Origin of the sequence: Mycobacterium sp. 1164985.4 (assembly GCF_001668575.1) — a bacterium.
Lineage (GTDB): Bacteria > Actinomycetota > Actinomycetes > Mycobacteriales > Mycobacteriaceae > Mycobacterium.
Window position 1 is genome coordinate 70,050 of sequence record NZ_LZMD01000021.1, and the last position, 12,770, is coordinate 82,819.

The following is a 12,770-nucleotide window of genomic DNA, read 5'->3' on the forward strand; positions in this document are numbered from 1 at the left end:
CCACAGCTACCTGGGACCGGGGGAACAGACCTTCCACGCATCGCCGTCGCGGATGAAGGTCATATCGATGATTTTCTTGTCGTCGGGCAACTTGTCGAAGTGGTAGGTCACCTTGGCGGTGGCGCGGTCACCGTCGATCGCGACATCGGTGACGTCGTCGACGAAGCGCTCACCGCGCTGCGCGACGGAATCACGCTGGGCGGCAAGCACTTCGGTCTCGTCGCCGGCGTGCGCCGGGCAGGTGTAGCCACGGAAGTCGGAGTAGTTCTGTCGCTGCAGTGCGTCGTTCTGCCCGACCGCGGCGCGGGCCACCTGCTGGTCGGCGGGCTCGCCCCGGTCGTCGAACAGGTTCAGCAGCCATATTGCGATCACCACGAGCACAAAGATTGTGAGTGCGATCAGGAACGGCGCCGCGGTCTGCCGGTCGCCGGGGGTGGCCTCCGAATCCGACACCGCTACCAGAGCCTGCGCAGCGCGACCGTGACACGGCGGGCGCGGTCACGGGCGACGATCGGATCGGGTGCCGTGGCCAGCGCCACCGCGAGCCGCCGCCTGGCCTCCGTTTCGTCGGGACGGTTGAACAGCGCGACGTCGCTCTCGGCCACCGCGAGCGCCTCAGCCAGCACCGCCTGCGGATCCTCGCCGGCTGCCGGCGTCGCCTCCGCCCCCGCGTAGACGACCTCCGCGGCAGCGGGCGAGATCATGATCGTGTCGACCGGCAGCCCGAGGATCGCACGGGCATGCAGCTCGAATTCCGAAAGTCGCTGCGAGCGCAGTGTGACCAGGCCACTGTCGTGCGGGCGCGGGCGCACGTTGTCGAAGTAGACCTCGTCGCCGCGCACCAGCAGCTCGACCCCGAACACCCCGCGCCCACCCAGCGAGTTCACGATCCGCGCGGCGATCGACTTCGCGGCGTCCAGCGCGGCGGGCGCCAACCGCTGCGGCTGCCACGACTCGAGCACGTCGCCGTCGGCCTGGCGGTGCCCGATCGGCTCACAGAAGTGCACCGCAGGTCCGGTCGCTCCGACCGTGCGGATGGTCAGCAGCGTGACTTCGAAATCGATCTCGACCACCGACTCGACCATCACGCGACCGTGCGGGATCCGGCCGGCGGCCACCGCGCGCTGCCAAGCGGGCTCGACGTCCTCGGCGCGCACCAGCACCGACTCCCCTTCGCCCGCGGCCGACGCGATCGGCTTGACCACCAACGGGAAACCGGCGTGCTGTGCGACCGCGCTCAGCTCCTCGGCCGATCCGGCGAACCAGAACGGAGCGGTCGGCAGGCCCAGGTCGTCGGAGGCCAACCGGCGCAGGCCTTCCCGATCCAGCGACAGCCGGGTGCTGCGCGGGGTGGGAAACACCTCTGCGGCGCCGCGTTCGGCGATTGCGATCAGCGCATCGGCGGCGATGAGGCCCGCCTCGGCCACCACGTAGCGCGGGTTCTCCTTTTCGATGAGCGCGGTCAGTTCCTCCGCGTCGTTCATCTTCGCCACGACCGGCCGGTCGGCGACGCCGTGCGCTGGGGCGTCGGCGTAGCGGTCCACCGCGATGACCTCGGTGCCCAGCCGCTGAAACGCCAGCGCCAACTCTCGGCTCAGTTCACCGGAGCCGAGCAGCATCACCGCCGAGGCGGCGGAGGTGCCGACGACGGGTTCGGGATCGGTCACCGGATCCCCGGCATCGGCCGCGGCGTCAGGGGTATCAGTCATCGGGCATCCAGCCTGCCAGACGTCGTCGCGTACCCGGTAACGCCGTCGAGCCGACGTCGCGCGGACGTGATCTGCTCAGCATGCCGACCAACATACGGGCGGCGGAAAGGAGGGCTTGGCTTCGTGGCTGCATCACTGCTCGCGGTTCTCGTGGTGTCGGTGCTGCTGGCGGCGCTGGCGCGCCGTTTCTGATCTGATCACCGGGCAGCGCTCGACCCGCGCCAGCTACGCCACCCGGCTGCAGGACTTCGCCGTGTGGAAGGCCGTCCAGCTGGTGCTGGAATCGTTCGCGTTCCTGATGATCGGGCTGCAGCTGCCGAAGGTGGTGAGCGAGCTGGCCGGGACCCCGTTCCCCGGCCGGCCTCAGCTGGTGTTCCTGACGTTCGTCGTGGTGGTCGGCACGTTGCTACTGCACGGGCTGACGTTGCCGTGGCTGATCCGTCGGCTCGGGGTGACCGGCGGCGAGGCCGGCGATGTGCTGCGCTCGGTACTGCGCAACCTCGACCTGGAGGAGGCGACCCTCAACTCGAGATAGCGGACCGCTCGAGCTCGTTGCGGAACCGGCGCATGGCTTCGATCAGCGCACCGAACGTGCGATGGGCGGCGGTCAGATCCTCATCAGGCAGGCCGGCCAGCGCGTCGCGCGTGCTTTCCCCCAGTGGGGTGAAAAAGCCGCGGGCGACGTCCATTCCGTGATCGGCCACCCGCAGGATCACCTTGCGGCGGTCACGGGGATCCGATTCGCGCCGGAAGTGGCCCGAGGCGATCATCCGCTCGACGAGGTAGGTGATGGCCGCGGCCGACATGCCCATCCGCTTGCGCAGGTCCCCCGCCGTCAACGGCGCTCCCTCGGTCTCGGCGACCATCACATGGAGCAGCGCGCGAAAGTCGTTGACCCCGACCTCATGTCGGCTCGCGAACAGCCGGCCGATCTCATCGGATTCGGCGTTCATCGCCCGTACGTCGGCGGCTATCGCCGCCTCGAGCGCGTCGCGGTCCTCTGGCACGCCGAAAGCATAGGCCGAGTCGGCGGGGCCGGTTTGATTATTAGTTAAGTTCTTGAAATATTTGTAGGCATGTCCCGCCGACTCTCCTGGATCCTCGCGGTGCTCGTCGTGCTCCTGTCCGGCGCGCTGATGGCGTTGGTCGGCAGCGACGACTCGAGTTCGCGGTCGCCCGTGCCCGTCCCCGACGACGCCGAGTCCGCACGCGTCGACGCGCTGCGAGCGCAGTTCCCCGGCGGCGAGCAGGTTCCCGCGATCGTTGTGATCACGCGCACCGACGGCGCGCCGCTGAGCCCCGCCGACACCGGCGCCGTCGAACGGAAATGGCCCGGCGCGCAGGTGTCCGAGGACGGCGCCGCCGCATTGGCGGTGGTCCCGATGAGCTCCGAACTCACCGGATTCGAGCTCACCGACGAGGTGAAGAAGGTCCGCGCCCAAGCCGCCGAGGGCCTGCCCGACGGCTTGCGCACCGAGGTCACCGGCGGTCCGGCGTTCGGCGCCGACATCGCGAACTCGTTCTCCGGTGCCAACTTCACGCTGCTCGCCGTCACCGCGACGGTGGTGGCTCTGCTGCTGATCGTCACCTACCGCTCGCCGGTGTTGTGGCTGGTGCCGTTGGCGGTCATCGGATTCGCTGACCGGGTGGCCGCCGTCCTGGGGACCGGCGTCGCGCAGGCGGTCGGCATGAGCCCGGACGGTTCCACGTCGGGTATCACCAGCGTGCTGGTGTTCGGCGCGGGCACCAACTACGCGCTGCTGCTCATCTCCCGGTACCGAGAGGAGTTGGGTCGCACCGAGAATCACCACGACGCGCTGAACATCGCGACGCGCCGCGCAGGACCGGCCATCATCGCGAGCAATGCGACCGTGGTGCTCGCGCTGCTGACGCTGGTGTTCGCGTCTTCACCGAGCGTGCGCAGCCTCGGCGTGCAGGCCGCCGCGGGCCTCGTCGTCGCCGCGGTGTTCGTGCTGCTGGTGCTGCCACCGCTGCTCGGGCTGTTCGGCAAGCGACTCTTCTGGCCGTTCATCCCGAAGATCGGCGACCGGGTGCTCACCGACAGCGGCCTGTGGCATCGCATCGCGGAGTCGGTGGCCCGCAGGCCCGGGCGCGTCGCGACCGTCGCGATCGCCGGTCTCGCGTTGCTGTGCATCGGGTTGACGGCCACTCCGATCGGGCTGTCGCAGACCGAACAGTTCCGCGTGCAGGCCGAGTCGGTCAGCGGGTACTCGCGGCTGGCCGGGCACTTCCCCAGCGGTCTGACGGACCCCACCCGCGTCATCGCGTCCACCGATCGCGCCGCCGAGGTGCAACGCGCGATCACCGAGACGCCCGGCGTGGTGTCGGCCGATCCCGCCGGCGAAACCCCCGACGGCCTGACGCAGTGGTCGGTTGTGCTCGACGCCGAACCCGCGTCGGATCGCGCCTTCGAAACCGTTGACGCCCTGCGTGCTTCGGCGCGAGCAGCCGATCCGGAAGCTCTGGTCGGCGGATCCGACGCCACGGCCCGCGATGCCAGCGCCTCCGCATCGCGCGACCGCGCTGTCGTGATTCCGGCCATCCTGATCGTCGTGCTCGCGGTGCTGTACGTGTTGCTGCGCGCCGCGCTCGCGCCGCTGATCCTCGTTGCGGTCACGGTGCTCAGCGCCCTGGCCGCGCTGGGCTTGGGCGGCTGGGCAAGCGTGCACGTGTTCGGCTTTCCCGCGCTCGACAACACCACACCGCTGTTCGCGTTCCTGTTCCTGGTCGCGCTCGGCGTGGACTACACGATCTTCCTGGTCACCCGTGCGCGTGAGGAAACTCCGGAGCACGGCACCCACGGCGGCATCGTGCGGGCGGTTTCGGCGACCGGCGCGGTGATCACCAGCGCGGGCATCGTGCTGGCCGCGGTGTTCTGCGTGCTCGGCGTGCTGCCTCTGATCGTGCTGACGCAGATCGGCATCATCGTCGGCCTCGGCATCCTGCTCGACACGTTCGTCGTGCGCACGGTGATCATCCCGGCGCTGTTCACGCTGATCGGGCCGCGCATCTGGTGGCCGGCACTCAGACAGCAGGACGCCGGTTCAGGCGGAGCCGAAGCACATGGTCGGCACCGCGCGGGGCAGGCCGCCGACCCGGCCTAACGGGTAGCGTCGTGTCATGACGCAAGCACCGGAGCTGCCGCCGCTGCACATGCGTCGCGACGCGTTCGATCCGACCCCGGCGCTGACCGAGATACGCGAGACCACCGGCGTTCGCACGGTCGTCAACTCCTTCGGTATGACCGTGTACCTGGTCACCCGGCACGACGACGTCAAACGGGTGCTGTCCGACCACGAGCGGTTCTCCAACGGCCGCCCGCCGGGCTTCGTCCTCCCGGGTGCGCCGACGCTCTCGGAGGAGGAGCTGAGCAGTTCCCGCGCCGGCAACCTGCTCGGCCTCGACCCACCGCAACACCAGCGACTGCGCCGCATGCTCACTCCGGAGTTCACGATCCGGCGGATCAAGCGGCTCGAGCCCCGCATCGTCGAGATCGTCTCGACGCACCTGGACATGATGGAAACCGCCGGTGCCCCTGCCGATCTCGTCGAGCACTTCGCACTGCCGATCCCGTCGCTGGTCATCTGCGAACTGCTCGGCGTGCCGTACGAGGACCGCGACGATTTCCAGCACCGCAGCGCGCGCCAGCTCGACCTGTCGCTTCCGTTCACCGAGCGCCTCGAACTGCAGCGCGCCGGTCGGGCGTACATGCGGTCGCTCGTCGAGCGTGCCCGGCGCAGACCCGGTGACGACATCCTCGGCATGCTGGTCCGTGAACACGGCGCTGAGCTCACCAACGACGAACTGGTCGGTATCGCCGGGCTGCTGCTGCTCGCCGGCCACGAAACCACCTCGAACATGCTGGGATTGGGCACGCTGGCGCTGCTCCGGCATCCCGATCAGCTCGCCGCCGTCCGCGACGATGCCGATGCGGTCGGGCCCGCGGTCGAAGAGCTGCTGCGGTGGTTGTCGATCGTGCACAGCGCGATCCCGCGCATCACCACCGCCGACGTCGAGATCGCCGGTGTGGTGATCCCGGCCGGTCAGCTGGTGTTCGCGTCGCTGCCGTCGGCCAATCGTGATCCCGACTTCATCGACAACCCCGACGCTCTCGACATCTGCCGCGGCGCCGCGGGTCACCTCGCATTCGGCCACGGCGTGCACCACTGCCTCGGCGCCCCGCTGGCCCGGATGGAGATGCGGGTCGCGTTCCCCGCTCTGCTGCAACGCTTTCCGGCACTGCGACTGGCCGAAGACTTCGACGATGTGCAGTTCCGGTCGTTCCACTTCATCTACGGTCTGAAATCGTTGTCAGTCGATTGGAGGTGACGAGAAGTGAAGGTGCACGCCGACCGCGACGTCTGCATCCAGGCGGGCAACTGCGTGATGTCCGCGGATGCCGTTTTCGACCAGGACGATGACGGCATCGTCGTGGTGCTGGTCGATGAGGTGCCCGACGACGAACTCGACCATGCTCGCGAGGCCGTGAAGCTTTGTCCCTCACAGGCTTTGCGGCTGGTCGACTAACCGGGGCGGTGGCGGACGAGAAGCACGACGCTGACCGCCAACACCCACGCCGGAAAGATCAGCGTCAGCCACATGCTGATGTCGGCGGCCAGCAGCACCCCGACCGCCACGGCGTAGGTGGCTACGGCCAGCCAGCGGGGCATCAACCGGGTGCGCAGCCAGATCGTGGCCAGCGAGATCATGAATACCGCCGCCATGCGGAGCGCATAGGTCTTCGAGATCGTCAACAGCATCATCTGGCCGAACGCGGCCACACCGGGATGCATTGCGGCGCCCCCGCGTTCGAGTCCCACACCCACTGCGACCGCCGAGAACATCATCGCCAGAAACAGCAGGCCGCTGCCGAGGAAGACGGTCGCGAAGAACTTGTCCTCGTAGCGGCCCATCCCGTCGCGCAGGACGCCCATGAACCAAAGGAACGCGATCCCGGCGAACGGCATGAGGACCGCGGCGATCCGCATGTTGATGGTGTGCTGACGCACCCACTCCGAGCCCGGTTCCCCACCCTCGGGCAGCACCACCCGGATCAGCACGAGCGCGGTGGCGAACAACAGCGCGAACGCCACACCGGCCAGCACGGCCGAGCGCGGGGTGGTCAGGCGTCGGGGCCGCTGGTCGGCCTGCTCGGTCGTCACGCCGTGATCGTGACATCGTGATCGCGAAACTGCGGGCGGATCGGGAATTTTCGTCCGCTCACGGACCCGTCAGCGATGCGGCCTCACGGCTGTCCGGCGAGCAACTGGATCATCAACCCGTTCGCCTCGGCGAGCAGGTTGTCCTCGGGGTCGCGCAACTCGGCGTTGACGAACGCCTTGCGCCCCTGGGCTTCACGCAGCCAACCGCGCGCGGTGAGCTGGGTGTCGATCGGGGTCACCTTGCGGTAGTCGACGTGCAGGAAGCCGGTGCGGCTGATCGGCCGGCCCACGGCGTGGATCACCATGCCGAACATCGAGTCGAACAGCAGCGGCAGCACGCCGCCGTGCACCGCGGAGTTTCCGCCGACGTGGTAGCGGCTGAACGTGACCTCGAGTTCGACGCCGTCGGCCTCGAACTTGGTGACCATCCACGGCGGCATCAGCAGGCTGCCCGCCCCCGGCAACGACGGTGTCCGATTGGCGGGGCCGACGCCCTCGCGGGCGCGGTACGGATCGAGCAGCTTGACCAGTTCCTCGACCCGGTCGGCCGCCTCGTCCCAGGTGTCCGGGGCCGGGTCCGCCGAGACGGCGAGGTCCTGCGCTTGGCGCATCGCGGTGAGGAAACGTTCGAATCCGGGACCGGGTTGGGCCGGCTCGTACACCGGGAACCCGCCGTGGCGGTCGTATTCGGGGTCGACTCGCCGCGGGTCGAGCCCGTAGTCGCCGGTCATCCTTCGGTTGCCAGGATGTCGCGGCGCACGATGGTCTGGTCCCGCCCGGGGCCGACACCGATGCACGAAACATGCGCCCCGGCAAGCTCTTCCACCCGCAGCACGTAGTCACGCGCCTTGGCGGGCAGATCGTCGAATTCGCGGGCGCCGGAGATGTCCTCCCACCAGCCGGGCAGCTCTTCGTAGATCGGCTCGGCGTGCGCGATGTCGGACTGGGTCATCGGCATGTCGTCCAGCCGCTTGCCGTTCACCCGATAGCCGACACACACCGGCACGGTCTCGAGGCTGGACAACACGTCGAGCTTGGTGAGGAAGTAGTCGGTGATGCCGTTGACCCTGGTGGCGTATCGGGCGATCACGGCGTCGAACCATCCGCACCGGCGCCGCCGGCCGGTCGTCACGCCGAACTCACCGCCCGTCTTGGACAGGTATTCGCCGTTGGCGTCGAACAACTCGGTCGGGAACGGCCCCGAGCCCACGCGCGTCGTATAGGCCTTGAGGATGCCGAGCACGGTGGTGATCCGCGTCGGCCCGATACCCGACCCCACGGCGGCGCCGCCGGCAGTCGGATTCGACGACGTCACAAAGGGATACGTGCCGTGGTCGACGTCGAGGAGGGTGCCCTGCGAACCCTCCAGCAGTACCGTCTCGCCCTTCTCCAGCGCCGTGTTGAGCAGATAACGGGTGTCGGCGATGCGGTGCTTGAACCCCTCGGCCTGACCGAGCAGGTTGTCGACCACCTCCGCGGCCTCGAGCGCCTTGCGGTTGTAGATCTTCACCAGCACCTGGTTCTTGAACTCCAGTGCGGCCTCGATCTTCTCGGCCAGTAGCGCCGGGTCGAGCACGTCGGCCATGCGAATGCCGATGCGGGCGATCTTGTCCTGGTAACAGGGGCCGATACCGCGCCCGGTCGTGCCGATCTTCTTGCTGCCGGCATAGCGCTCGACCACCTTGTCGATCGCGACGTGATACGGCATCAGCAGGTGGGCGTCGGCGGAGATCAGCAGCCGCTCGGTGTCGACACCGCGATCGACGAGCCCCTGCAGTTCGGTCAGCAGCACGCCCGGGTCGACCACGACGCCGTTGCCGATGACGTTGGTGACGCCGGGCGTGAGGATCCCCGACGGGATGAGGTGCAGCGCGAAGTTCTCACCGGTCGGCAGAACCACGGTATGGCCGGCGTTGTTGCCGCCCTGATACCGCACCACCCACTGGACGCGGCCACCGAGCAGATCGGTGGCTTTTCCTTTGCCCTCGTCGCCCCATTGCGCACCGATGAGCACGATTGCCGGCATGGCTAGGACCTCGCAATTCCCGGCTACTCTTGCACGAAACCTTGTTGTAGCCGGTGAGCCACCCTATCCCAGCCACTTGCGAGGAGCCGAACTTGAACACCGCTGACGTCGTGGTGTTGCGTTTCGGCAAGCGTCGGCTGCCGCGTTCGCTGCGCGGGCTACCGGTCGCCGAAACGCCCGATGCCCCCTGTCGTCGCCTGATCGTTCTCGGCTCCGACGCCGACCTGGCGACGGTGCTGACCGGGCTGCTGCGCACCGGCCGGCTCGGTGTCGAGGTGGCCCACCTGCGGCGTCCCTGGCACGCGCGCCGGGCCCTGCACGGGGGCGCCACCCGGGTGCCGCTGATCCGCGACGACCGGGGAACCGCGCTGGTGGGGGCCGCAATCTGGCTCGGCAAGAGCGGCCTGGAGAAGAATTCGCCGCCGGCCGAGCTGACCGGCGAGGCGGTGGTTGACGACGAGGTGCTGTTCGACGGCGCCGTGACCGGGGTGCGCATCGAGCCGACGGCGACGATGCCGGGCCTACGCGCGAGCGTGCTGTCGCGCCATATGCGGCCACGCCGGTGGGTGACCGGGCGGGCCGCCCAGCTCGGCAGCACCGGCGCATTCGTGGTCCGCGACGGGGTGATGGCTCCGCGTCCGGTCCGGCGCTCGACGTTCTACCGGCACACCGAAGGCTGGCTGCGGGTCATCTGACCTCCGGTAGCGTCGACGCGTGAGTGTTCGTCCGCTGCATCAGTCGGTGCGGCCCAGCCCCGTCTTCCTGGCCATCGTGGCGGCCACCGTCGCCGGTGGTGTGATGGCGTGGACGTGCACGACGGACACGTCGCGGCCGCTCGCCTACGTGGGGGTGTTCACGTTCGTGATCGCGGGCTGGTTGGTGTCGCTGTGCGTACACGAGTTCGCCCACGCCTACACCGCGTGGCGGTTCGGCGACCGGGACGTCGCCACCCGGGGCTACCTCACGCTCAACCCGCTCAAGTACTCCCATCCGCTGTTGTCGATCGGGTTGCCGGTTTTGATCATCGCGATCGGCGGGATCGGCCTGCCCGGTGGCGCGGTGTACGTCCGCACCGGCTGGATGACCCCGCGGCAGCGCAGCGTGGTCAGCCTCGCCGGGCCGTTCACCAACCTGGTGTTCGCGGCACTGCTGCTGATCCTGACGAGCGCGCTCTCCGACCCCGCGCACGGCGTCTTCTGGGCCGGCATGGCGTTCCTGGGCTTCCTCCAGGTGACCGCGTTCGTGCTGAACATGCTTCCGGTGCCCGGGCTCGACGGATACGGCGCACTCGAGCCGCACCTGAGCCCGCAGACGCAACGAGCCGTGGCCCCTGCCAAGCAGTGGGGGTTGCTGGTCCTGCTCTTGCTGCTGTTCAGTCCCGGCTTGAACCGGTGGTTCTGGCAGCTGGTGCTGTGGTTCTTCGACTTCTCCGGCGTGGCGCGCCCGCTGGTGTGGCTGGGCAGCGATCTGACCCGCTTCTGGTCGGCCTGGTTCTAGGCACCCGCGACGCGGGACGCACACCCTTGCGACATATGCGGACTTGCGCATAGATTGCTGGCATGGGCGCCGGCCATGATCACAGCAGACGCGACACCCGCGTCAGCCGGATGGTCGTCGCCGCGGGGATCCTCACCGCCTTCTTCGTGGTCGAGCTCGTCACGGCGCTGCTCATCGACTCCATCGCGCTGTTGGCCGACGCCGGGCACATGCTGACCGATCTGGTCGCGATGTTCATGGGTCTGACCGCGGTCCTCCTCGCCCGCCGCGGCAGCGCCTCCCCGGCGCGCACCTACGGCTGGCACCGCGCCGAGGTGTTCACCGCCGTCGCCAACGCCGTGCTCCTGCTTGGCGTTGCGGGGTTCATCCTGTTCGAGGCGATCGAACGGCTCGGCCACGCGCCCGAGGTGCCCGGTGTGCCGATGATCGTCGTCGCCCTGGCGGGGTTGGCGGCCAACGCCGTCGTGGTGCTGCTGCTGCGGTCACACTCCGAGAAGAGCCTGGCCGTCAAGGGCGCCTACATGGAGGTCGTCGCCGACACCGTCGGCAGCATCGGAGTGCTGATCGCGGGCATCGTGACGGTCACGACGCACTGGCCGTACGCCGACGTCGTGGTCGCGGTGTTCGTCGCGCTGTGGGTGTTGCCGCGGGCGTTCTCGTTGGCACGGGCTGCCCTGCGGATCCTCTCTGAATCCTCACCCGCCCACATCGACGTGGAGGAGCTGCGGAGCGCGCTGTGTGCGGTGGAGGGTGTCACCGACGTGCACGACCTGCACGTCTGGACGCTGGTGCCGGGCAAGGACATGGTCACCGCGCATCTGACCAGTGACCGCGATTCGGCGCTGGTGCTCGACGATGCGCGCGCCGTGCTGACCGAACGCGGGCTGGACCATGCGACGGTTCAGGTGGAACCGGGCGACGGGGCCGGGGACTGCAACTGCGAGGCGGAGTAGTCAGGCGAGCCCGAGTTCGGCCCGCGCCGACGGATCGCAGTCGTCGAGCAGATCCAGGCAGCGCTGGTTCTCGTCGGTCTCCCCGATCGCGTCGGCCGCCCGGGCCAGAGCGGCGACACAGCGCAGGAAACCACGGTTGGGCTCGTGGCTGTAGGGCACCGGACTGAAGCCCTTCCAGCCGTTGCGGCGCAACTGATCCAGCCCGCGGTGGTATCCGGTGCGCGCATAGGCATACGCGGTGATCGCCCTGTCTTCCTTGAGCGCCTCCTCGGCCAGCGTCGCCCATGCGACCGACGCCGAAGGATGCGCGGCCGCCACGATCGCGGGCTTCTCGCCCGATGCGAGTTCGGATTCCGCCTCGCTGTCGCCGGGCAGCCGTACCGGATCCGGCCCGAGGAGATCACCCATACCTGTCATGACCCCCATTGTGCCCGTGCGAGTCAGCACCGCCGGCACGGCACCGGTCCGAGCGCGCACGCCCGAGCGATGACTAAGCTTCGGCCCGTAGCGTCGTAAGGGAGGACCGCAGCGGGCATGTCGAATCCATCAGGGCCTGATCAGCCGGAAGAGCATCCGGAGGGATCGGACGCCTCGGACGTTCACGCCTCCGAGAACCCCGAAAGCGACGACGCTTCGCCTACGGAGGAGACGCAGGACGGGGCCGAACCGGCCACCGAGGTGATCGAACCGCACGCCGATCACGAACCCGCGACCGAGGTGATGTCGACCGCCCCACCCCCGACCGAGCCGGCGCTGGCCATCGACGAGGGCGAGCGCCGGTTCACCGCACCGTCCGGGTTCGACGCGGGCACGACGCAGCGGATCGACACCCCGACCGAACCGGCGACCGAGGTGTTCGCGCCCCCCGGCCAGAAACCCATTGCCCCGCAGGTCATCCCGCCACGCGGCGAAGCGCCCAGGCCGCCGCAGCAGCGTCGCAGCTGGGGTTGGGTGGTGGCCGTCGTGCTGGTCATCGCCGCGCTCGTGGCGATCGCGGTGCTGGGCACGGTGCTGTTGACCAGGGATTCGACGCCGAAGGCGTCGCAGGAGGAGATGGTCCGCAACACCATCTCCGAATTCGACACCGCGATCCAGAACGGCGATCTGGCGAAACTGCGCAGCATCACCTGCGGAAGCAAGCGGGACAGCTACGTCAGGTACGACGACAAGACCTGGGCGGAGATCCACGAACGAGTCGCGGCCGCAAAGCAGTATCCGGTGGTCGCGAGCATCGACCAGGTGGTGATCAACGGCGACCACGCCGAGGCGAACGTCACTGCCTTCATGGCGTACGCCCCGCAGACCCGCTCGACGCGCAGCTTCGATCTGGAGTTCCGCGACGACCAATGGAAGATCTGCCAAGCGCCTGAGTGATTTCGGTGCGCTACCGATCGCTGAGCGA

At 68.8% G+C, this 12,770-nt stretch carries 14 protein-coding genes and 1 pseudogene; 8 read left to right on the top strand and 7 right to left on the bottom strand.

Going from position 1 to position 12,770, the window contains the following annotated elements; all coding sequences use genetic code 11:
* Positions 1–6: 6 nt before the first annotated feature.
* Entirely contained in the window at positions 7–462 is a 456-nt protein-coding gene (locus A5650_RS02895) for an Rv0361 family membrane protein (RefSeq protein ID WP_067286084.1), read from the bottom strand.
* Positions 456–1,709, bottom strand: a complete 1,254-nt coding sequence (purT, locus tag A5650_RS02900) for a formate-dependent phosphoribosylglycinamide formyltransferase (protein ID WP_067286086.1) — start codon at positions 1,707–1,709, stop codon at positions 456–458. The genes A5650_RS02895 and purT overlap by 7 nt, the downstream gene beginning before the upstream one ends.
* 184 nt (positions 1,710–1,893) lie before the next feature.
* Between purT and A5650_RS02905 the strand changes: the two are divergent.
* A pseudogene (locus tag A5650_RS02905) lies at positions 1,894–2,163 on the top strand (hypothetical protein); the annotation flags it as partial.
* Positions 2,164–2,230: 67 nt separating this feature from the next.
* On the opposite strand, the gene A5650_RS02910 reads toward A5650_RS02905, so the two are convergent.
* On the bottom strand, positions 2,231–2,662 hold the full coding sequence (locus A5650_RS02910) for a MarR family winged helix-turn-helix transcriptional regulator (RefSeq protein ID WP_067286189.1): 432 nt from the start codon (positions 2,660–2,662) through the stop codon (positions 2,231–2,233).
* Between the two features lie 123 nt (positions 2,663–2,785).
* Between A5650_RS02910 and A5650_RS02915 the strand changes: the two genes are divergently transcribed.
* The 3 genes from A5650_RS02915 to A5650_RS02925 are packed head-to-tail and all read left to right on the top strand — an operon-like array spanning position 2,786 to position 6,257.
* Positions 2,786–4,834, top strand: a complete 2,049-nt coding sequence (locus A5650_RS02915) for an MMPL family transporter (RefSeq protein WP_067286090.1) — start codon at positions 2,786–2,788, stop codon at positions 4,832–4,834.
* Between the two features lie 16 nt (positions 4,835–4,850).
* Positions 4,851–6,059, top strand: a complete 1,209-nt coding sequence (locus A5650_RS02920; protein ID WP_067286091.1) for a cytochrome P450 — start codon at positions 4,851–4,853, stop codon at positions 6,057–6,059.
* A 6-nt stretch (positions 6,060–6,065) separates the two neighbouring features.
* Positions 6,066–6,257: a ferredoxin gene (locus A5650_RS02925; protein WP_064402107.1), complete on the top strand. Its 192-nt coding sequence runs from the start codon at positions 6,066–6,068 to the stop codon at positions 6,255–6,257.
* Here A5650_RS02925 and A5650_RS02930 read toward each other — a convergent pair.
* The 3 genes from A5650_RS02930 to A5650_RS02940 form a co-directional block, all read right to left on the bottom strand.
* The gene (locus A5650_RS02930; protein WP_231992507.1) at positions 6,254–6,892 is read right to left on the bottom strand and encodes a hypothetical protein; all 639 of its coding nucleotides are present in this window, start codon (positions 6,890–6,892) and stop codon (positions 6,254–6,256) included. The genes A5650_RS02925 and A5650_RS02930 overlap by 4 nt on opposite strands.
* An 83-nt stretch (positions 6,893–6,975) precedes the next feature.
* On the bottom strand, positions 6,976–7,623 hold the full coding sequence (locus tag A5650_RS02935; RefSeq protein ID WP_067286093.1) for a PaaI family thioesterase: 648 nt from the start codon (positions 7,621–7,623) through the stop codon (positions 6,976–6,978).
* Complete coding sequence (locus A5650_RS02940; RefSeq protein WP_067286095.1) at positions 7,620–8,918, bottom strand: adenylosuccinate synthase; 1,299 nt, start codon at positions 8,916–8,918, stop codon at positions 7,620–7,622. Before A5650_RS02940 ends, A5650_RS02935 begins: the two co-directional genes overlap by 4 nt.
* 92 nt (positions 8,919–9,010) lie before the next feature.
* Between A5650_RS02940 and A5650_RS02945 the strand changes: the two genes are divergently transcribed.
* The 3 genes from A5650_RS02945 to A5650_RS02955 all read left to right on the top strand — a co-directional run bounded on the left by A5650_RS02945 (position 9,011) and on the right by A5650_RS02955 (position 11,368).
* Positions 9,011–9,613, top strand: a complete 603-nt coding sequence (locus tag A5650_RS02945) for a peptidase M50 (protein WP_067286097.1) — start codon at positions 9,011–9,013, stop codon at positions 9,611–9,613.
* A gap of 19 nt (positions 9,614–9,632) precedes the next feature.
* The gene (locus A5650_RS02950; RefSeq protein ID WP_067286099.1) at positions 9,633–10,415 is read left to right on the top strand and encodes a site-2 protease family protein; all 783 of its coding nucleotides are present in this window, start codon (positions 9,633–9,635) and stop codon (positions 10,413–10,415) included.
* A 62-nt stretch (positions 10,416–10,477) separates the two neighbouring features.
* The gene (locus A5650_RS02955) at positions 10,478–11,368 is read left to right on the top strand and encodes a cation diffusion facilitator family transporter (RefSeq protein ID WP_067286101.1); all 891 of its coding nucleotides are present in this window, start codon (positions 10,478–10,480) and stop codon (positions 11,366–11,368) included.
* Here A5650_RS02955 and A5650_RS02960 read toward each other — a convergent pair whose 3' ends face one another.
* Positions 11,369–11,785 carry a DUF3151 domain-containing protein gene (locus A5650_RS02960; RefSeq protein WP_067286193.1) on the bottom strand — a complete coding sequence of 139 codons (417 nt, stop codon included), beginning with the start codon at positions 11,783–11,785 and terminating at the stop codon, positions 11,369–11,371.
* A gap of 117 nt (positions 11,786–11,902) precedes the next feature.
* On the opposite strand from A5650_RS02960, the gene A5650_RS02965 reads away from it, so the two are divergent.
* Entirely contained in the window at positions 11,903–12,742 is an 840-nt protein-coding gene (locus tag A5650_RS02965) for an Rv0361 family membrane protein (RefSeq protein ID WP_067286102.1), read from the top strand.
* The last annotated feature ends 28 nt before the right edge of the window (positions 12,743–12,770 follow it).

Coding starts and splice junctions, on each gene's coding strand:
- purT (WP_067286086.1), bottom strand. CDS start 1,709: ATGACTGATACCCCTGACGCCGCGGCCGATGCCGGGGATCCGGTGACC.
- A5650_RS02910 (WP_067286189.1), bottom strand. CDS start 2,662: ATGAACGCCGAATCCGATGAGATCGGCCGGCTGTTCGCGAGCCGACAT.
- A5650_RS02915 (WP_067286090.1), top strand. CDS start 2,786: ATGTCCCGCCGACTCTCCTGGATCCTCGCGGTGCTCGTCGTGCTCCTG.
- A5650_RS02920 (WP_067286091.1), top strand. CDS start 4,851: ATGACGCAAGCACCGGAGCTGCCGCCGCTGCACATGCGTCGCGACGCG.
- A5650_RS02935 (WP_067286093.1), bottom strand. CDS start 7,623: ATGACCGGCGACTACGGGCTCGACCCGCGGCGAGTCGACCCCGAATAC.
- A5650_RS02940 (WP_067286095.1), bottom strand. CDS start 8,918: ATGCCGGCAATCGTGCTCATCGGTGCGCAATGGGGCGACGAGGGCAAA.
- A5650_RS02955 (WP_067286101.1), top strand. CDS start 10,478: ATGGGCGCCGGCCATGATCACAGCAGACGCGACACCCGCGTCAGCCGG.
- A5650_RS02960 (WP_067286193.1), bottom strand. CDS start 11,785: ATGACAGGTATGGGTGATCTCCTCGGGCCGGATCCGGTACGGCTGCCC.
- A5650_RS02965 (WP_067286102.1), top strand. CDS start 11,903: ATGTCGAATCCATCAGGGCCTGATCAGCCGGAAGAGCATCCGGAGGGA.